General features: G+C 50.4%; 15 protein-coding genes. 4 read left to right on the top strand and 11 right to left on the bottom strand.

What is annotated here, in order from left to right; genetic code table 11:
* Nucleotides 1–45 precede the first annotated feature (45 nt).
* The 5 genes from ASF12_RS24890 to ASF12_RS24910 form a co-directional block, all read right to left on the bottom strand.
* Nucleotides 46–1,401: an ABC transporter substrate-binding protein gene (locus tag ASF12_RS24890; protein ID WP_056040624.1), complete on the bottom strand. Its 1,356-nt coding sequence runs from the start codon at nt 1,399–1,401 to the stop codon at nt 46–48.
* Between the two features lie 106 nt (nt 1,402–1,507).
* Nucleotides 1,508–3,268, bottom strand: a complete 1,761-nt coding sequence (locus ASF12_RS24895) for a sensor histidine kinase (protein ID WP_056040626.1) — start codon at nt 3,266–3,268, stop codon at nt 1,508–1,510.
* A 183-nt stretch (nt 3,269–3,451) separates the two neighbouring features.
* A complete protein-coding gene (locus tag ASF12_RS24900) occupies nt 3,452–6,169 on the bottom strand; it encodes a glycoside hydrolase family 78 protein (protein WP_056040630.1) in 2,718 nt (905 codons plus the stop codon).
* Nucleotides 6,169–7,539: a (Fe-S)-binding protein gene (locus ASF12_RS24905; protein ID WP_056040632.1), complete on the bottom strand. Its 1,371-nt coding sequence runs from the start codon at nt 7,537–7,539 to the stop codon at nt 6,169–6,171. The genes ASF12_RS24900 and ASF12_RS24905 overlap by 1 nt, the downstream gene beginning before the upstream one ends.
* Nucleotides 7,532–8,947 (bottom strand): FAD-linked oxidase C-terminal domain-containing protein, encoded by a 1,416-nt coding sequence (locus tag ASF12_RS24910; protein WP_056040634.1) that lies wholly within the window; start codon nt 8,945–8,947, stop codon nt 7,532–7,534. Before ASF12_RS24910 ends, ASF12_RS24905 begins: the two co-directional genes overlap by 8 nt.
* Before the next feature lie 162 nt (nt 8,948–9,109).
* Here ASF12_RS24910 and ASF12_RS24915 point away from each other — a divergent pair, with 162 nt between their 5' ends.
* Complete coding sequence (locus tag ASF12_RS24915) at nt 9,110–9,838, top strand: FadR/GntR family transcriptional regulator (RefSeq protein WP_056040636.1); 729 nt, start codon at nt 9,110–9,112, stop codon at nt 9,836–9,838.
* Nucleotides 9,839–10,138: 300 nt separating this feature from the next.
* On the opposite strand, the gene ASF12_RS24920 is transcribed toward ASF12_RS24915, so the two are convergent.
* The 3 genes from ASF12_RS24920 to ASF12_RS24930 are packed head-to-tail and all read right to left on the bottom strand — an operon-like array spanning nt 10,139 to nt 13,397.
* The gene (locus tag ASF12_RS24920) at nt 10,139–10,972 is read right to left on the bottom strand and encodes a carbohydrate ABC transporter permease (protein ID WP_056040638.1); all 834 of its coding nucleotides are present in this window, start codon (nt 10,970–10,972) and stop codon (nt 10,139–10,141) included.
* Nucleotides 10,969–11,922, bottom strand: coding sequence for a carbohydrate ABC transporter permease (locus tag ASF12_RS24925; protein WP_081419024.1), 954 nt, complete (start codon nt 11,920–11,922; stop codon nt 10,969–10,971). Before ASF12_RS24925 ends, ASF12_RS24920 begins: the two co-directional genes overlap by 4 nt.
* A 29-nt stretch (nt 11,923–11,951) precedes the next feature.
* The gene (locus ASF12_RS24930; RefSeq protein WP_056040640.1) at nt 11,952–13,397 is read right to left on the bottom strand and encodes an ABC transporter substrate-binding protein; all 1,446 of its coding nucleotides are present in this window, start codon (nt 13,395–13,397) and stop codon (nt 11,952–11,954) included.
* Between the two features lie 204 nt (nt 13,398–13,601).
* Here ASF12_RS24930 and ASF12_RS24935 point away from each other — a divergent pair, with 204 nt between their 5' ends.
* Nucleotides 13,602–14,207, top strand: coding sequence for a TetR/AcrR family transcriptional regulator (locus ASF12_RS24935; RefSeq protein ID WP_056040642.1), 606 nt, complete (start codon nt 13,602–13,604; stop codon nt 14,205–14,207).
* Nucleotides 14,204–14,632: a DUF3995 domain-containing protein gene (locus tag ASF12_RS24940; protein ID WP_056040644.1), complete on the top strand. Its 429-nt coding sequence runs from the start codon at nt 14,204–14,206 to the stop codon at nt 14,630–14,632. Before ASF12_RS24935 ends, ASF12_RS24940 begins: the two co-directional genes overlap by 4 nt.
* Before the next feature lie 91 nt (nt 14,633–14,723).
* Here ASF12_RS24940 and ASF12_RS34720 read toward each other — a convergent pair whose 3' ends face one another.
* The 3 genes from ASF12_RS34720 to ASF12_RS24950 form a co-directional block, all read right to left on the bottom strand.
* Nucleotides 14,724–14,942, bottom strand: a complete 219-nt coding sequence (locus tag ASF12_RS34720; RefSeq protein ID WP_155973436.1) for a hypothetical protein — start codon at nt 14,940–14,942, stop codon at nt 14,724–14,726.
* Nucleotides 14,943–14,961: 19 nt separating this feature from the next.
* The gene (locus tag ASF12_RS24945; protein ID WP_056040645.1) at nt 14,962–15,705 is read right to left on the bottom strand and encodes a GH25 family lysozyme; all 744 of its coding nucleotides are present in this window, start codon (nt 15,703–15,705) and stop codon (nt 14,962–14,964) included.
* Nucleotides 15,706–15,836: 131 nt separating this feature from the next.
* Nucleotides 15,837–16,499 (bottom strand): cell wall hydrolase, encoded by a 663-nt coding sequence (locus tag ASF12_RS24950; RefSeq protein ID WP_056040647.1) that lies wholly within the window; start codon nt 16,497–16,499, stop codon nt 15,837–15,839.
* A 249-nt stretch (nt 16,500–16,748) separates the two neighbouring features.
* Between ASF12_RS24950 and xerS the strand changes: the two genes are divergently transcribed.
* The gene (gene xerS / locus ASF12_RS24955) at nt 16,749–17,822 is read left to right on the top strand and encodes a tyrosine recombinase XerS (RefSeq protein WP_056040649.1); all 1,074 of its coding nucleotides are present in this window, start codon (nt 16,749–16,751) and stop codon (nt 17,820–17,822) included.
* Nucleotides 17,823–17,924 lie beyond the last annotated feature (102 nt).

Consider the following 17,924-nt stretch of genomic DNA (forward strand, 5'->3'; position numbering starts at 1 on the left):
CTTGCCCTGCTGCCGTCTCTGTCCTTTATTTTTTGCTCAGCTCATTTATTCAAAGCCTTCAAGACGCTTCGAGTTGCCGTCCTTCACATAGTTCGCATCCATCTCTTTAATCGCGGTGTCCACGTCGCCTGTGATGTGGAAGTTTTGCAGAATTTTGCCCAAGTCCAGAAACGATGCCGTCAGGCGGTTCTGAACATTGACCTTCGATTTGCCTTGATCAATATAGTCTTTAACCGTCTGCTGCATCGGATACAGCTCGCTCGTTGCATCCTTGAACACCGGAATGCCCGGCTGGCTTTGGTAGAAAATATTGACGCTTTCTTTCGAAATCATAAATTTAACCAATTCTTTGGCTGCCTCCAGATTTTTCGCTTTCGACGGCACCATCAGCTGGTTCGGAGGCGTAATCATAGCTGTACCCGTATCTGTTGCAGTCGGGAATGGGAAGAAGCCGATTTTATTCGTTACAAAATCTTTGCCAAACTTCTTCTCCAGCTGCGGCAAAATGCCGTCCAGCATAAAGGCCATCGCTACCTTGCCTTCGCCCAGCTCGTTTTGCAGCTCATCGAATGTGCCGGAAAGCGTATTTTTTTGGAACAAGCCGAGATCCTTAATTTCCTTCGATTTTACAAAAAGGTCCTTCAGCGCCGCGATGTCCGACAGCTTCAGCTGATTGACGTTCAGCTTCTGCACGCCTTCGTCGCCAATTTCCTGATCTACCTGGCTTACCCAGCCGGTCAAATAAAACACTTGCGTCGGCCAGCCATCTTTTACCCCTTCATAAAACGGCGTTACGCCATCGCCCTTCAGCTTTTTAGCGATTTCAATTAAATTCGCGTAATTTGTTGGAGCGGCAACGCCCGCTTTTTCAAATACATCCTTATTGTAAAAGACGCCCATCATGCCGGTTTTGCCGAATGGCACGCCATAGGCTTTGCCAGCCGTATCCTTTTGGAAGTCTACAATCGTATCGATGACATTGTCCCAAACGCCAGCCTCGCCGGACCATTCGTACAGCGTCTCATCCGCTCTGAGCTTTACATATTGCTTCGTGCCCGGCTGCATGAGGAATACGTCAGGGAAATCGCCCGTCGAGAAGCGGGTTTTCAGCATATTGTCATAGTCGCCGCCCGGCAGCGCCTGCACCTCGACTTTATTGCCTGTCTTCGCTTCAAACTCTTTGAAGATAAGATTGTAAGGCGTGACATCCTCCGTATTCGGAATCAGAAAGGTCAGCGTAACGGGCTTCGCAGACGGCTGCGTGGACGCTTCAGCTGAGCTGCCTGCTGTTGCTGTTCCCTCCGGGGTATTCGTGCTGCCGTTGCTGCTGCCGCAAGCCGTTAGTGAAAATGCTCCCAGCATCAGCGCCATTGTGAGGTAAACCGCTTTCATCTTTCTCATGATAAGACACCCTCTCCTTCATAATTACCTGCACCTTTATTATATTGAAAGCGCTTCCCTGTCTTCTGTACACGATTTTGACTTCTAATGTTGAAAATTCCGACTTTTATGAATGCGCTTCCACCTGTTCGGGAATAAGGAGCTTAATTTCCGTGCCTGCACCTTTACGGCTGTTCATATGAAATTCAAAGCGGTCGCCATAACGAATTCGATAACGGGAATAAACATTTTGCACCCCGATGCCGCTGCGCGTATCTGAGGACAATCCTTCGCTTTGTTGCAGCGGAGGCTTCAAGCTGCTTCTGATATCGGCCAAATGCTTGTCGGATATGCCTACGCCGTCGTCTTTTACGGTGAGCGTAATGCTGCCGCCCTCTCTGCTGACGATTATAGCAATTGTACCTTTGCCGCGCTTGCGCTCTATACCGTGAAATACGGCATTTTCAACGAGCGGCTGGAGCGTCATTTTGAGCATTGGAAAGCTGTATAGGTCGTCATCAATTTGCTGTTCAAAGGAAATTTTGTCTTCAAAGCGAATGCGCTGAATGTTCATATAGGCTTCAATTTGGACAAGCTCCTCCTGCAGCGTGACGATTTCATCTTTGTTTTTCGTATTGTAGCGAAAAATATCAGCGAGCGACTGCGCCATTTCACTAATTTCCTGCACTTGGTAATAGTCGGACATCGCCCGGATGCTGTCGAGCGTATTGTACAGAAAATGCGGATTGATCTGCGAATAAAGCATGGCGAGCTGCGCCTCCTGCAGCTTAATCTGATTCACATACCGCGTCTCAATCAAATTTTGCAGCTCATCCTGCATCGCATTAAAGTTCATCCCGATTCTGCCGATTTCATCATTGCGCCGCACCTCGACGCGCACCGAAAAATCGCCGCGTTTAATGCGGTTAACCGTCTTGTACAAGTCCAGAATCGGCTTCGTAATCCGCTGCCCGAACAGTATCGAAATAATCAGCGTAATCGCAAAGGCAATGAAAGCGGTAACAATAACAGTCGTCTTAATGATGTCTAATGCGCCAAAAATATCATGCTTCGGCACGATAAGCACGGCCTTCCAGTTTGAATAAGCGGAATTCGTATAAGACACTAGCCGCTCTTCTCCATCCAGGCTGAGCCAAAACTTGCCCTGGCTTCCACTAATGCGGCTTGTCAGTTCCTTGCCTCCGGCATAACGCTGCGCGTCGCCCGACGCATAAACAAGCCGATTTCCTTCATCAAGAATAACGATGCTGCTGTTTGGCGAAAGCCCGTCGTTGCGGCCAATGCTGTTGAACAGCTCGGCCCGATATTCAGCGCGCACTAAAATAAACTGCTCGGGATTGGAAAAATCGCGAATCATAATGGAGGAAAAATACGCCGTTTCTCCATCTACTGTCCGGTCTGCCGCGGGGATGAAGCCGCTGTAAAATACTTCGCCATCCTTCGCCACCGTCTGACGGAACCATTCCGATCCGCGCACCTTCGCCGGGTTATGCTGTCCGCTTTCGTCCGAGGAGCTAAGCAGCTCGCCGTTGCTATAATAAATTTGAAAACGCAAAAAATCACGGATTGGCGTTACATTAAAGCTTTTCAAATACAAATCGCCGATTTTTTGCCGGAACAAGAAACGTTCGCGATCGCTAAGCTCGGTGTAACGATTAACGCCGTCAATATAGCTTTGCTCATTGTAGGAGGCCAGCAGCAAATTGCGCTTGCTGTGAAAGTCATTGTCCATATTTTTTTCAATTTGCTGGACGAGCAGCAGGCTGGCAGCCTCCGCTTGGCTTGCCATCGTTTTGTAGGAAATATAGAAGGAGACCGAACCGACCAGCGTGATACACACCAAAATAATAATAAAGTAGCTCAGCAACAGCTCATTGCGCAGCCGAATAACAATTCCCCCTCTAGCCCATCATGTATTATTGTTATTATAACGAATCGGACGAGCCGAACCTATACCAAAAAGTGTCTAGCTTAAAAAGCCCAAAGCCGCTTCTCTGATGAGAGACGGCTTTGGGCGAATTCATTTGCTCCTTTTCATTAGCAGACTTCGCTAGACTTTGACCTGACTGACGAAGCAGTAGGAGCCAGAGCCGATTTCCAGCACCGTTTGGCTGCCAAAGGCTTCAATCAGCTTAACATGATGGCTGCCAGAAGAACTAGTTGGGAATTGCTCCGTTGAATGGTCCTCAAGCGTACCAACAGATGCTCCATCAATCGTATGGACCGTCCCAGGAATGTATACCGATGCCGTCGTATTAGCGGGAATGATTACGTTAAGTTGGAACTCGCCGGATTTATCGATTTGCCAGTCTACTTCGATTTTTCCATATAACGAAGCAAAATGGGATTTCACAAAAGAAAGGCCGCCGCCCGGCTGGGGACGGATAATCGCATGACGGAAGGCAGGTGCTCCCTTGTCTGCTTCAATGCCTGCCATATAGCGGAACATCCACTCGCCAACAGAGCCTAGCGAATAATGATTGAATGAATTCATCTGCGGCGTCTGGAAGCCATTTTCCTCCGTCCAGCCATCCCAGCGCTCCCAAATGGTCGTCGCTCCATGCTTGATGGAATACATCCACGATGGAAAAGCTTCCTGCGTCAGCAGTTGGTAGGCTACGTCAAGACGGCCGTTATCCGACAGCGCGGGCAGCAAATAACCAACGCCAAGGAAGCCCGTCGTCAAGCGGTTGCCGCGGCTGGCAATATCCGCTGTGAGATGGTCTACTGCCTTTAACCGCAGCTCCTCTGTCAGCAGGCCAAATTGCAGCGCAAGCACATATACCGTCTGCGTCTCCCCATGGATGCGGCCCTCCTCCGTTACAAAAGCACGGCGGAATGCTGCGGCAATGCCCTGAAACAACTGCTCCAGCCGGCTAACATCGTCCTCCTTGCCCAGTACGCCGGCAATTAAGCCAAGCACCTTCGTGCTGTAGGCAAAATAAGCGGTTGCCAGCACCTCGTTTGGCGTATCCGCATCAATGGACAGCCAGTCGCCATAGTTGGCATAGTTCGGCCTCACAAGCTCATCGGTCGTTGCGTGCAAGTAATCGACCCATCTGCTCATCGCCTCATAATGCGTTTCCAGAATGCGCACATCTCCATACATTAAATACAGCGTCCAGGGGATAATGACGCCCGCATCGCCCCAGCCCGCGTTATCTGGCGCATACCAGTTCAGGCGCGTGCTCCAGTTTTTATAGCGAATCCAGCCTGCATCCGGCGCCACATCGGTGAAAGCGCCCGATGGCTGCTGGCAATCAATCATATCCCACATAAATTTATTGAAAAACCTTGCCACGTCCATATTGTACGAGGCAGTACGCGCAAATATTTGCGCATCCCCCGTCCAGCCAAGCCGCTCATCCCGCTGCGGACAATCGGTCGGTACCGACAAAAAGTTGCCGCGCTGCCCCCATGCAATGTTGGAAAACAGCTGATTAACCATCGCATTCGACGTTTCCAAATGTCCAGTTTCCGGCGTTTCGGAGTAAACGACCTTGCCCACAATCGTATCCAGAGTGGCTTCGCCGGGAAAACCAATCAGCTCCACATAACGAAAGCCATGGAATGTAAAATGCGGCTCATAGCATTCCAGCCCTTCGCCTTTAAGCGTATAATGCTCCTGCTGAACAGCAACGCGCAAATTTTCCAAATACAGCGAGCCATCAGGACTGAGCATTTCCGCATGGCTGATCGTGACCGTTGTGCCGCTCTCTCCGCTAACGCGAAGCTCCGTCCAGCCGACCATATTTTGCCCCATATCAAAAATATAGCTGCCGCTTGCTGTTCGCTCCATCCGAATCGGCCTAATCGTCTTCATCACCTTAATCGGCGGTTCGTTAGACGCCACCAGCATCCCGTTATAGCCAGGACGGACATCCGGCTCCTCCCACAGGCTGTCATCAAAGCCCGCTTCCGACCAGCCCGCCATTTCAAGCCGTGCATCATAAGCTTCGCCCATAATAAAATCGGAATATAAAATAGGACCTTTGCTCACCTTCCACGTATGATCGGTTGCGATGCTTTGCTTCGTGCCGTCCTCATACTCCACATTAACCTGCATCACAAAAAACGGGCGTTCCCCATAAACCTTTTCACCTAGAAAACCGACCGTGCCTGCATACCAGCCCTCTCCAATAATGACGCCAAAGGCATTGTCGCCTTCTTGCAGCAGCGGCGTAATATCGTAAGCCTGCACCTGCGAGCGGACATTGTAATCGGTAAAGCCGGGGGCAAAATAATCCCCCACCCGCTGCCCGTTAACATACAGCTCGAACAAGCCGAGCGCGGTCGCATAAGCCGTAGCGCGGCGCACCTTTCCGCCTAAGGCGAATGGCTTGCGCAAATGTGGCGAAGGCTGTCTGCCTGCTGCCCCCTCATCATGCTTGCGGCCAATCCATTTCCCCCGGTACGCTGCCCGGTGCAGCAAGCCTGTCGTCCAGAAGGCTGGCTCGCTCCATGCCGATACGCGCCCGTAATTATCCCACACTCGCACCTTCCAGAAGCATTCGGCTTCCGCCTCAAGCGGGCTGCCGCCATATTCCACCTGAATCGACTCGCTCGATTCTGTTTTTCCACTATCCCAGCGATCGCCTTCATCTGCGGCCAGCCGTTCTTTGGAAGAAGCGACCAGCACTTGATACGCCGTTTGGCGGACGGAGCGCTCCTCCGAGCGCAGCTTCCAGAACAAGCGCGGCTTAGCCGCTTCAATACCGAGCGGATTCGTCATATACTCCGTTTTGCAATCTTCAATGGTTAATGCCATTAAATTTCAGCCTCCCGCAATTCGTTATGAACTAAACGATCATGCAAAAAATCAACGATATGCTGCACCCGCATTTGACCATCTCCATGCTTGGCCACGCCGAGCTTCATTTGGAGCAGGCAGCCTGGATTGCTCGTGAGCAAATAATGCGCCTTTGTCGCATTGGCATGCTCCATTTTGTGCGCCAGCAGCCCGCCTGCCATTTCCGGCTGAACAATATTGTAGGTGCCCGCCGAGCCGCAGCAGCGGTCAGCCTCGAACATTTCTACAAACTCAGCGCCGCTTACTTCTCGCAGCAGCCTCCGGGGAGCATCGGCAGAGCGCATCACATTGCGCAAATGGCAGGAATCCTGATACGTTATCCGAATCGGCTGCCCCTTCGCCTGGGCGGTAGCAAGCTTGCCGGAGCGGATAAGCAAATCGCTAATATCCACCACACGCTTCGCCAGCCACACCGCACCTTCCCTCCACTGCTCATCCTCATGCAGCAAATGATCGTATTCCGTTAAGATAGCGCCGCAGCCGCCCGCGTTGGATACGATATAATCCACACCAGCATCCTGAAAAGCAGCAATGTTCTTCCTCGCTAGTGACCGGGCGTCCTCCGTCTCCCCGCTATGTGCGTGAAGCGCTCCGCAGCAAGCCTGTGTATCCGGTATGATGACCTCAAAGCCAGCTTCCGTCAGCAGCTCCACCGTCTTGATGTTCGTTTCCGTGAACAGCATATCCATGAGGCAGCCGCGAAACATGCCTACTGTAGCTATTTTCATCCCTTTGGCCGGATGGTGGCTGCCGATTTTCTGGACGATGCCTTTGCTTGAGGCATCCGGCAGCACCTCCTCCATCTCGCTCAAATGCGCCGGCAGCAGCTTCATAACGCCAGAGCTTCTGGCCAGCTTGCGAAGCCCAGATTGCTGATACAGCTGCATAGCTCCGCCGAGCAGACGCACCCGCTTCTGATGCGGGAAAAGCTGCTTGAACACCACCTGCCGCAGCGGCTTCACCCACCACCGCTGGCCTTCCGTATGCTCTTCAATCGCCTCCCTTGTCTGCTCAATGAGCTGGCCATATTTCACATCTGCCGGACAAGCAGGCTCACAGGCACGACAGCCGAGACAATGGCTCATCTGCTCCTCAAAGGACTGATCGGGCATCATTAAACCATCGGTAACCGCTTTCATCAATGCGATGCGGCCGCGCGGCGATTCCGCTTCAATGCCCGTTTCACGAAACGTTGGGCAAGCAGGCAGACAGAAGCCGCAGCGCATGCAATTCGTCAATTGATCCTCATCGAGCCGCAGCTTGAGCTTTCCCGCAAGCTGAAGCTGCGGGGAGCGCGGCGTACTGCATGCTGGTTCCGTTTTAACCATGCTGAAGCACCACCCTCTTGCGCGACTGTTTGGCAAATATTTTGCCGGGATTGAGCAGCTGATGCGGGTCGAACGCCTGTTTAACGGCTTTCATCACTTCGATGCCTGCGGAGCCGACCTTCCATTCAAGATAAGGGGATTTCACAAGGCCGACGCCGTGCTCGCCCGTTATCGTTCCGCCGAGCCGTATAGCTGCCTCGAAAATTTCCTCAAACGCCGCCTCGACGCGGTGAATCTCTTCCTGATCCCGTGCATCAGTCGTTGCTGTAGGATGAAGATTGCCATCGCCGGCGTGGCCAAAGGTACAAATGGTCACCTGATGCTTTTGGGCAATCCGATTAATTTCCAGCACCATTTCGGCAATTTTGGAGCGCGGCACCGTCGCATCCTCAAGAATCGTCGTTGGCCTTAATCGTGCCAATGCGGTAAAAGCACTACGCCGTGCCGTCAGCAGCTTGAGTGCTTCCTCCGCACTTTCAGCGACGCTGACGCTATGCGCCTGCTCGCTGCGGCAAATTTCTTCAATCCGTGCGATATCCCGCTCTACCATTTCGGGTTCTCCGTCCTGCTCAATGAGCAGAATCGCCTCCATATCAAGCGGCAATCCGAGCTTGGCAAAGTCGTCGACTACCCGCACCGTCGCATTATCGAGAAATTCGAGCGTTGAAGGAATGATGCGATTTTCAATAATTTTGGAAACGGTTCGCGCCGCGCCATACAAATCCTTGTACATCGCCAGCATCGTCTTCTTGAACTTCGGCGGCGGCACAAGCTTCAGCGTCGCTTCGGTAATAATCGCCAGCGTTCCTTCCGAGCCAACGAGCAGCTTGGTCAAATCGTAACCGGCTACGTCCTTCATCAGCTTGCCGCCGGTACGAATAATTTCGCCGCTTGCCAGCACCGCCTCAAGGCCAAGGACGTAATCTTTGGTCGTGCCATATTTCAGCCCGCGCAGCCCGCCGGAGCATTCGGCGATATTGCCGCCAATCGTCGAAATCGCCATGCTGCTCGGATCGGGCGGATAAAACAAGCCGAGCGACTCCACATGGGCGATAAAAGCTTTCGTAATCATCCCCGGCTGCACGACGGCTACCAAATTTTCAAGATCGACCTCCAAAATGCGATTCATTCGGTGCATGACCATTACGATGCCACCCTCTACAGGGACCGTACCGCCGCATAAGTTCGTCCCCGAGCCACGGCCGATAACGGGAATGCGATGCGTATTGAGCACTTTCATAATTGCGCTCACCTGCTCCGTATTCCCGGGATAGATAACGCCGTCTGGCAGCGCTTGAAGCATCGGAGTCCCATCATAAGAATGGGTCACTAGCGACTGCGGATCATCTTTATAATAGTCGCTTCCCACTATAGCGAGCAGTTGTTGTCGGATCGTTTGCTGAAGCATATTGATGTCCCCTTCCCTAAAATAAAGCTGCCATCCCTTAATTAATTAATTAATTAATCAGGTCATCTGATGACTTTAAATTAAAAAAAGTATACAATAAAATAGATAAAAGCGAAAGCGCTATTTTTAAGCACGGCAGTTCGTTGTTTGAAGGGAGTTATTATGGACATTAGCCCAAACCGGCCGCTCAAAAGCTATGAGTGGGTCATGAACGATATTAAACGAAAAATGGACGACGGCTCGCTCGCCCCTGGCGACCGCCTCTCCTCTGTTGCCGACCTTGCCGCCTCCTATGGCGTTGGGCAATCTACAATCCGCGAGGCATTAAGCGCGCTGCGGGCCATGGGCAGGCTGAACATTCGCCAAGGCAGCGGCACGTTTGTCACAGCTCCTCCAGAGCCAGCTTCCCTATCGGCTCCAAGCTTTCTCTATGACGAAGCGTGGATGGACCGTGCGGAGACGCTGCGCCATATTTTGGAGGTGCGCAAGGTGCTGGAAACTGGCTGTGCTGCTCTGGCTGCCCGCAATCGGACCGAAGCCGATCTTGAAGCGCTGGCCTCCATTTTGCAGAGCATGCATGAACGCCTTGGCGATGAAGCCTTCAGCGAACAGGCCGATATCCGCTTCCATCAGGAGCTTGCGAAGGCGACCCATAACCCCGTGCTGCTGGAGATGATGGAATCCTTGTCCACCAAGCTGCACGAAAGCATGAAGGATACGCGGGCTTTGTGGTTTTATGCAGAGCGCTCAACAGCGGAGCGCTTGCAAGGCGAGCATCAGGCCATCTATGCCGCCATTGCTGCACAGCAGCCAACAGACGCATCCCTGCTTATGGAAGCGCATATTTCCAAGGTGGAGTCCGTGCTGCTCGGCAAGCTGGCCAGCAGCTAAATGCACCAAGCAAAAACGACTTCGTCGTCCTTCTGGGACGACCGAAGAGCTTTGTCGGAGAAATATAAGCCCATTTATACGTGTAAAACTTATAAATTCTTATATTTCAAGGTGAAACGGCTGTCGCCGTCCTTTGGCGGTGCGGCGCGTTTCAGTCCGAGAAATATAAGCGGAGTATAAGGGGGAAACTTATACTTTCTTATATTTGCAGCAAAGGGAAGGCGCCTGCTCGAACAAGCAGGCGCCTTCCCTTTTTATTTTTCATGGACCTCTTCGTTTTCCTACGTCCTTCTTCCCCTGCTACCCCTTTATTCCCGTCATGGCAATGCCTTCAATAAAATGCCGCTGCGCCACGAGAAAGACGATCAGCGAAGGAATAACAATAACGGACGTTGCCGCCATCATCAGATGCCACTGCGCCGAATAGGAGCCTTGGAACAGCGTTAGCCCCTGCATGAGCGTGTAATTGCTCTCTGAGGTAATGAAAGCCAGCGGTCCTAAATAATCGTTCCAGTTAGCCAAAAATGTAAGCAAACCAACCACAATCATCGCCTGCTTGCCAATCGGCAAAATGATTTGCAGATAGATGCGGAAATGCCCGGCTCCGTCCACCTTAGCGGCTTCATCCAGCTCCGTCGGAATACCTAAGAAAAACTGGCGCAGCAGAAAAATGTTGAATATGCCGCCTCCAAACCACGCAGGTGCAATGAGCGGTACGAACGTATCGGTCAAATGCAGCGCATTCCAGAACACATATTGCGGAATCATGACGACGAAAAACGGAATCATTAACCCCGTTAATATAAATCCAAACACTTTGTCGCGGCCCTTCCAGTGAATGCGCGAGAAGCTGTAAGCGCAGACCGAGCTGGAAAATAGCACGCCCAGCATCGCCGATGCCGTAATGATGGTACTATTGAGAAAAAATCGTCCGAACGGATAGGCGCCAAGCGCCTGCTCGAAATTTTCCCAGCTTAAATCGTCCGGCAGCAGCTTCGGCGGCATTTGATACAGATCGCCCATATTAATGAGCGAGGTGCGCAGCATCCAAAAGATCGGAAACAGGAAAAACAGGCTTCCGGCAATAAGCAGCGCGTAAATAACGATTCGATTGCCCAATGATTGCTTTTTCATCTGCGTTCCTCCTTGCCCTCATAGTAGACCAAAGACTTGGAGAAGTAGAAAATCGCTGCGGTGAACAGCATAATGACGAGAAACAGCAAGACAGATATCGCACTGGCGCTGCCCATTCGTGAAGATTTGAAGCCTTCGTTGAACAAATACAGCACATAGAGCAAGCTCGCATTGTTAGGCCCGCCCTGCGTCATAACGGCTGGCTGCACAAACGTCTGAAACCCATTAATGAACGCAATGACCGTATTGAAAAAAATAATCGACGAGCTCATCGGAATGGTAATATAAATCAGCTTATGCAGCCGATTGCCTCCGTCCAGCTCAATGGCCTCATACAGATGGGCAGGAATGCCCTGCAAGCCTGCAAGAAAAATGACAATCGTATTGCCCAGCGTCCAGAAGCTGAACAAAATAAGTGTCGGCACCACGGAGGTCGTATCGCCGAGCCATCTGGAGGCCCGCAAATGCAGCGCATCCAGCGCATAATTGACGATCCCAAAATCCGGCTGCAGCAGCCACATCCAAACCATCGAGGACGCTGCAAGCGGAATAATAACGGGCAAATAAAAGACGCCGCGAAAAAAGCTTTTGCCCGCAACCTGCTGATTCAGCAGTATCGCTAAAAAAAACGATAAAATAATGCCCAGCGGCACGCTCAGTCCAACATAATAAACCGTTGCTTTCACGGCCGGGTAGAAAAAGGGATCTGCCCCGCTGAACAAGCTGGCATAATTGTCAAAGCCGATCCATTTCGGCACAGTGCCGACGCTGTAGGAAGTAAAGCCCAAATAGAAGGTTGCCGCAATCGGCACAATGACGAAAATGACGTAGCCCAGCAGCACTGGAGAAGCGAAGAGCAGGCCGAAGCCCAGCTCTCCGAATTTCCGTTTTTGCCCAGCTCCGCGCTCCGCCTTTAATTCACGCTCATGAACGCTTGCCAGTGGTTTCATAACAGCTCTCTCCAAACTCGTATTATCGTTTATTCGCTCACATCATAGCGGCCCTGGATTTCCGGCTGCACCTTGGCTTCGACTTCCTTCATCGCTTCTGCCGCTGTTTTGCGGCCTAGCCATACTTCATCCATGCCGGAGAAGGTAATGGCATTCACCTTCGAGAAATTTTTAATATAATAAGAGCCGGTCGGAACGCCGTTATTCAACAGATTGTTCATCATCGCATCCTTGAAGCCCGCTGGATGCGCCGGGTTATTTTCTGCCCATTTCGCCACAAGCTCTGGATCGGTGTACCATTTCGTCATTGTTGGCATCCAAAGGCCGCCCTTGTAGAGGTCAATCGAGCCTTCCGGATTTTCCAGGAATTTCGTCAGCAGCCATGCTTCCTCCAAATGCTTCGTCGATTGGTAAATGACCGATGCCCCGCTAATGCCCATTGGCACGCTGCGCTTCATTTTTGGCAGGACGCCAATATCGTAGTTTACTCCAGCCGCCCCGAGATCGAGATTGATCCACTGTCCATGCATCGACATCGCAACCAGCTTCGATTGCAGCGCTACCGCCTGCGAAGGAATCGACTTCATTTGTACCGGAGATGGCGCAACATGGTGCACATTTATTAAGTCCGCTAGACGCTGAATCGCTTCCGTCGCCTCCGGCTGGCTAAAGCCGAATTTGCCATCCTTTGTAATCCATTCGCCTTCATTGTTAATCACCGTTGCATGTACAGGGCCATGCCAGGTTTCAAAGGAAACGCCGTATTGGCGGATGTTTTTCGGATCAAAATCCGCTTCTGAGGCATTTTTGCCGTTTTTGTCAATCGTCAGCTTTTTGGCAACGTCGACAAACTCATCCCAAGTCCAAGCTTCCTCCGGCTTCGATGGCGGATACGCGGCATTCGCCTGATCAAACAAATCCTTGTTGTAAAATAAACCGAACGTCTCGCCCGCTGTGCTAATGCCGTAAGCAAAATCCTCGGAAGATTTGAACCAAATATAGTCGAGGAAATCCTCGCGCTTTAGCTCCTCGTCATTATCCAGCAGCTCAAACAGATTGACGAATTTCCCTTCCTTCTGCCAAGGATCAGCAAGCTCCCCGTGCATATAACCGAGATCCGGGGAATCGTTGCCTGCAACCATCGCCGTAATTTTCGCATCATAGTCAGCTTCCGGAATATGAATGGCGTTGACTTTAATCCACGGGTATTTTTCCGTAAAGGTTTTGGTCGCCTGCTCCATCGCCGATTTCTCCTGCGGGCTTCCCCAAAACGTAAACTTGAGCGTTACAGGCTCTTTCTCCTCTGGCGTCGCTGTCGCCTCGCCTTTCGGCGATTCCGCGGGCTGCTGGCTGCTGGCTCCTTCACTTGCTGGCGTGTTTCCCCCGTTGCCTGCTCCGCTGCATCCTGCCACAACGAGTGTTAGCGATAATAGCAATGCTGTGAATGCTGATCTTCCTTTGAATCGTGCGATCATATAAAGCCTCCCTTTGCTATTGCAATCTCTTTGTACAGCTCTATCATATTGAATGCGGTTACATTTTAAAATTCGAATATATTTATAATGGTGGACTTTTTATAGCGCTTGCCAAAAACTTGCAAAATAATGGGGCTCACATTAAAATAATGACTGTGGTCATTTATTGACTGTAGTCATTACTAGTGAAAGTGGTGTTCGTATATGGTGTTGAGACAGCAAAGGAAACAGGAGCTTAAAGAACTTATTTTTAGGCATGCCGTGCAGTTATTTCGGGAAAAAGGCTTTGCAAACGTCACCATTGATGAGATTACGCAAAGCTGCGGCGTTGCTAAAGGAACGTTTTATAACTATTTTCCACGCAAGGAAGCCATCCTCCTTGACTTGGGCCAGATGCAGTTGGAAGTGACGGAAGAAAACCTTGAGCGATACGCATTAATTAATGGCATTAAAGAAAAGCTGCTAACGTTATTTCGCGACTTGTTTCAAAAATATGCCGTAAACGCTGGGCTCGCGAAGCTCACCATAACGGAAATACTGCGCTCTCCCCTGCTCATGCAAGAAGAATTTAATGTCATTAATAAATTTGAGAAGCTGCTGAATGGCCTTCTGAATGAGGCACAGCGGCAAAAACAATTGCCAAGCTATCTCGCTAGCGCAGACGTCGCAGCCGTGCTCGCAGGCTTGTATTTTCACGCCCTATTAGCCTGGGCAGCGTCAGTTGAGGAGGCATGGCAAATGCAGACAGGCTTTGAGCGCCGTTTCGAAGTGATTTGGGAAGGCTTGAAAATGAGAGGTGAATTCGCATGATGCTGTGGCTTTCCTTAAGCGGGTTCATTTTGCTGCTGCTGGGCGGTATTCATGTTTATTGGGCTTTTGGCGGCAAATGGGGCGCCAGCGCTGCATTGCCTACGAAGGCGGGATCGCAGCAAACTCTATTTGTGCCGGGAGCAGCAGGTACGATGATCGTAGCCTGCCTGCTGTTTTGCGCGGCGATGCTCTTGCTCATGCAAGGAAGGCTGCTCCCCGTTTTCTTAGGCGCGGCCTTCATCAAATGGAGCTGCTGGGCATGTGCAGCCGCCTTTATGCTGCGGACGATTGGCGATTTCAACTATGTCGGCCTTTTCCGCAAAGTCCGCACCACCCGCTTTGCCAAATTCGACCTGTATTTGTTTACGCCGCTTTGCCTGCTGCTGTCAGCCGCCTTTTTTGCCGCTGCATCCTTGGCACCTTAACAAAATTAATATAGTGAACCAGATTCAGATGAATTTAGCATCACACCTATTTACTCTGCTACCAGCAATGTCACCCCTCATGAATGTGAATTTACGTACCGAATGGCAGCTTCATGCGCTTCGTTTCAGCGCTGGCTTTCTGCACAAAGACAGACTTGTTGGACACAGCAGCCGCTATTTTAACAAAATCACGGGTTATGGCTAGTAAACCGGACTCAGGAGCCGCTATTGCGCCGTCCGTCGCCATTTTGACGGGAGAATCATGGCAATAACGGCTTTCCTGTCCGCGTACAGCCTGAAATCGGATCAAAAGCCAGAATAGCGAAACCTCAGTCCGCCAAAATCATGGAAGGAGCGGCCGAAAACTGCGTCAAAAAAGCTTCACGGCTTCCTTTAAACACATTGATATCGACGTACATGTCAATACCTGCCACATGTCCGCGGTTATGATATTGCCAGAACTGCCAGCCTCGCTCTCCAAGTTTCGGATGCTTGACAATATCGCGAATCCATATTTCATAGGGAGCAAATACGGTTACATCTTCTACATAAGTATGATAAGTATCATACGTCACATACAAAATAGGCTTTTTGCCATAATGCGCCTCCATGCCGTCCGCCAGCGCCTTCAGCTCCTTATGTACGCCCGCTTGGTCATGGTCCAGGCTGATTTCCAGATCGATGACGGGCGGCAGGCTGTCCTGCTCATTTGGAACAGTTTGTATAAAATGGGCCGCCTGCTCCTCCCCCGTACTTTTCGTTGTGAAAAAATGATACGCTCCCGTCAGAAAGCGCTGCTCCCTCGCTCCTTGCCAATTTGCCTGGAACCACTCATCGGTATAATCCCTGCCTTCCGTCGCTTTCACAAACATGAATTCATATTTCCCCGCCGCTTTTATTTGCTGCCAGTTTATTTCACCTTGATAATGCGAGACATCCAGCCCCTTCACCTCATAGGCATTCGCAAATATGGAATTATGCCAAATGATCCCTTTATACTCTAAAACGCCCAGCAGCACGAGCAAGGCTAGTCCGCCAATGACTATATTTCGCCATTTCTTATTACGTTCCATGGATATGCCCCTTTCGATCATTATGAATATTATACCAATTCAGCAAAGTGAAGCCTACAAAAAAACTCGCCCTGCCTCCCATGTTTGGGAAGCTGGCGAGTTTTTGCAGCAGTGTGCTGGATATGAAGCTATTAAATGGCAAAAATATGATTGCCAATCTGTAAGAGCTGTTCCCTCGTCCAAATCCAAGATGACGTTGCAGTCTTCGGGTTAAAATAATACAGTGCGCCATTCGACGGATCATTTCCGGCAATAGCCTCGACAGCAGCCTTGTAAGCTGTGGAATCTGGCTGCAGTCTATACTGTCCATCATCAACCGCTGTAAATGCGCCTGGCTGCTCGATGACGCCTTTAATCGTATCAGGGAACTGCGAGGAAGCCAACCGATTCATTACGACAGCACCTACAGCGACCTGCCCCTTGAACGGCTCGCCACGCGATTCGGCAAATATAATGCGAGCCAGCAAATTCAGCTCATGCTCGCTGACGGATACTTTTTTCAGCGTCTTCCAGGTTTGCTTGCCCGTAATGCCGTCGGCTTGGAGGCCGTAATCTTTTTGAAAGCGTTTCACGGCATCTTCCGTCATTTTACCGTAGAAGTCCGTTACCTCGGCATTCATAAAATACCCTAAAATCTTTAATCGATACTGAACGTCGGGAACATCTTCCCCTTTGCTGCCATAGCTAAGTGTAGCTGGAGCCGCGGCTCCAACGATTTGAAGCGGCAAGCTGACGACCAAAAAAATCGCAAATATATATGCTAAGCAATTGCGAAATATTCGATTATTTTTCATAATTCTAATATTCCTCCTCTGTAAAACAAGTACAAAAACTTATTTTTCAAAAATATTTTTTATTTTTTCAGCACTCGCATGAGTTTAACATAGTATTTAAACGAAAGTAACCTTAATTGCATAATTACATGAATTTACTAATGCTTGAACAAGCAGACAAGCATATGCTGTGGGCTAGCGCGCTATACGGGAGTTTTCTCCAGGGAACTGATATAATGAGGGTCAGATGATTGGCAGAGGTGAAATAGGATGAACATTATAAAAGTGAAGGATCGGCAGGAGCTGGACAAACGGGTTCCATCTATGCCTTGGTATATTGAGAAATTTATTAATTACAAGCTGCCCGACCTCTCTCCTTCGTCGCTGCTTGAGTATGTAAGGGATTATGAGCTTTTTTTGAATTGGCTCGTTACGGAAGGGCTTTCTGAGGCGGCGGTCATCAAGGACGTTCAGCTAAGCGAGCTGGAGCAGTTGCATATGGACAGCATTGACAGCTTCCGCATGTTTCTCGCCACCCATCCGAGCCATAATAATCGTAAAACGACGATTACTCGCAAGCTGTCCTCCCTGCGCTCGCTATTTCATTATTTGAGCCAAATCGCTGAGGATGAGCAGTTTTATCCGCTGTTGAAGCGTAATGTCATGGCGAAGGTCGCTATTAAGCGTACAAGCAAGCCTAAGGATACGGCGGCGAAGCTCGAAGGCAAGCTGCTGCAGGAGGAGGAGATTGGGGAGTTTCTTGCTTATATTGCCAGCGGCTACGAAAGCGATCTTGCCGGCAACAAGCAGGCGCTGTATTCCTATGAGCTGAACAAAATACGGGATACGTGCATTATCAGCTTTATTTTGCATTCCGGCCTGCGCGTATCCGAGCTCATTAATCTCAACGTCGACGACATTGATATGAAAAAAAAGCTCGCGCATGTTTACCGCAAGGGTAAAAACGACGATTCGTTTAAAACCCCGGTCTATTTTCGCCAAGAAGCGGTGGATGACCTTCAAGTATACCTGCAAATGCGCGACACGCATTATAAAGCGCCAAAGCGGGAAAAAGCGCTGTTCCTTGCCATTGCGAATGGTAAAAAAGAAGGCTCGCGCATGACGAAACGGGCCGTGCAGGCGATGGTGATGAAATATGCGAAGCGTTTCGGCAAGCCCTACTTATCCGTACATAAGCTGCGCCATTCGTTCGCAACCGACTATTATTTGCGCAATGACCTGTACAAAACGCAAGAGCAGCTTGGGCATGCATCGCCCGAGACGACGCAAATTTACGCCCATTTGACCGATAAGACGATGGCGGAAGCGATTGATCGAGAATAATTCCGGAGTTTTGGCGAAGCCAACTAGAAAAATCAACCAGCAAATGCAAGCCAAGTAAAGTCAAATAGCCTTCTTGGCTGCAGCTGAAGCTCAGCTCATGCA

Source organism: Paenibacillus sp. Leaf72, from assembly GCF_001422685.1.
Lineage (GTDB): Bacteria > Bacillota > Bacilli > Paenibacillales > Paenibacillaceae > Pristimantibacillus.

Excerpts from the sequence above, each read along its gene's own strand:
- ASF12_RS24890 (WP_056040624.1), bottom strand. The coding sequence starts at position 1,401 with ATGAGAAAGATGAAAGCGGTTTACCTCACAATGGCGCTGATGCTGGGA.
- ASF12_RS24900 (WP_056040630.1), bottom strand. The coding sequence starts at position 6,169 with ATGGCATTAACCATTGAAGATTGCAAAACGGAGTATATGACGAATCCG.
- ASF12_RS24905 (WP_056040632.1), bottom strand. The coding sequence starts at position 7,539 with ATGGTTAAAACGGAACCAGCATGCAGTACGCCGCGCTCCCCGCAGCTT.
- ASF12_RS24910 (WP_056040634.1), bottom strand. The coding sequence starts at position 8,947 with ATGCTTCAGCAAACGATCCGACAACAACTGCTCGCTATAGTGGGAAGC.
- ASF12_RS24915 (WP_056040636.1), top strand. The coding sequence starts at position 9,110 with ATGGACATTAGCCCAAACCGGCCGCTCAAAAGCTATGAGTGGGTCATG.
- ASF12_RS24920 (WP_056040638.1), bottom strand. The coding sequence starts at position 10,972 with ATGAAAAAGCAATCATTGGGCAATCGAATCGTTATTTACGCGCTGCTT.
- ASF12_RS24925 (WP_081419024.1), bottom strand. The coding sequence starts at position 11,922 with ATGAAACCACTGGCAAGCGTTCATGAGCGTGAATTAAAGGCGGAGCGC.
- ASF12_RS24930 (WP_056040640.1), bottom strand. The coding sequence starts at position 13,397 with ATGATCGCACGATTCAAAGGAAGATCAGCATTCACAGCATTGCTATTA.
- ASF12_RS24935 (WP_056040642.1), top strand. The coding sequence starts at position 13,602 with ATGGTGTTGAGACAGCAAAGGAAACAGGAGCTTAAAGAACTTATTTTT.
- ASF12_RS24940 (WP_056040644.1), top strand. The coding sequence starts at position 14,204 with ATGATGCTGTGGCTTTCCTTAAGCGGGTTCATTTTGCTGCTGCTGGGC.
- ASF12_RS24945 (WP_056040645.1), bottom strand. The coding sequence starts at position 15,705 with ATGGAACGTAATAAGAAATGGCGAAATATAGTCATTGGCGGACTAGCC.
- ASF12_RS24950 (WP_056040647.1), bottom strand. The coding sequence starts at position 16,499 with ATGAAAAATAATCGAATATTTCGCAATTGCTTAGCATATATATTTGCG.
- xerS (WP_056040649.1), top strand. The coding sequence starts at position 16,749 with ATGAACATTATAAAAGTGAAGGATCGGCAGGAGCTGGACAAACGGGTT.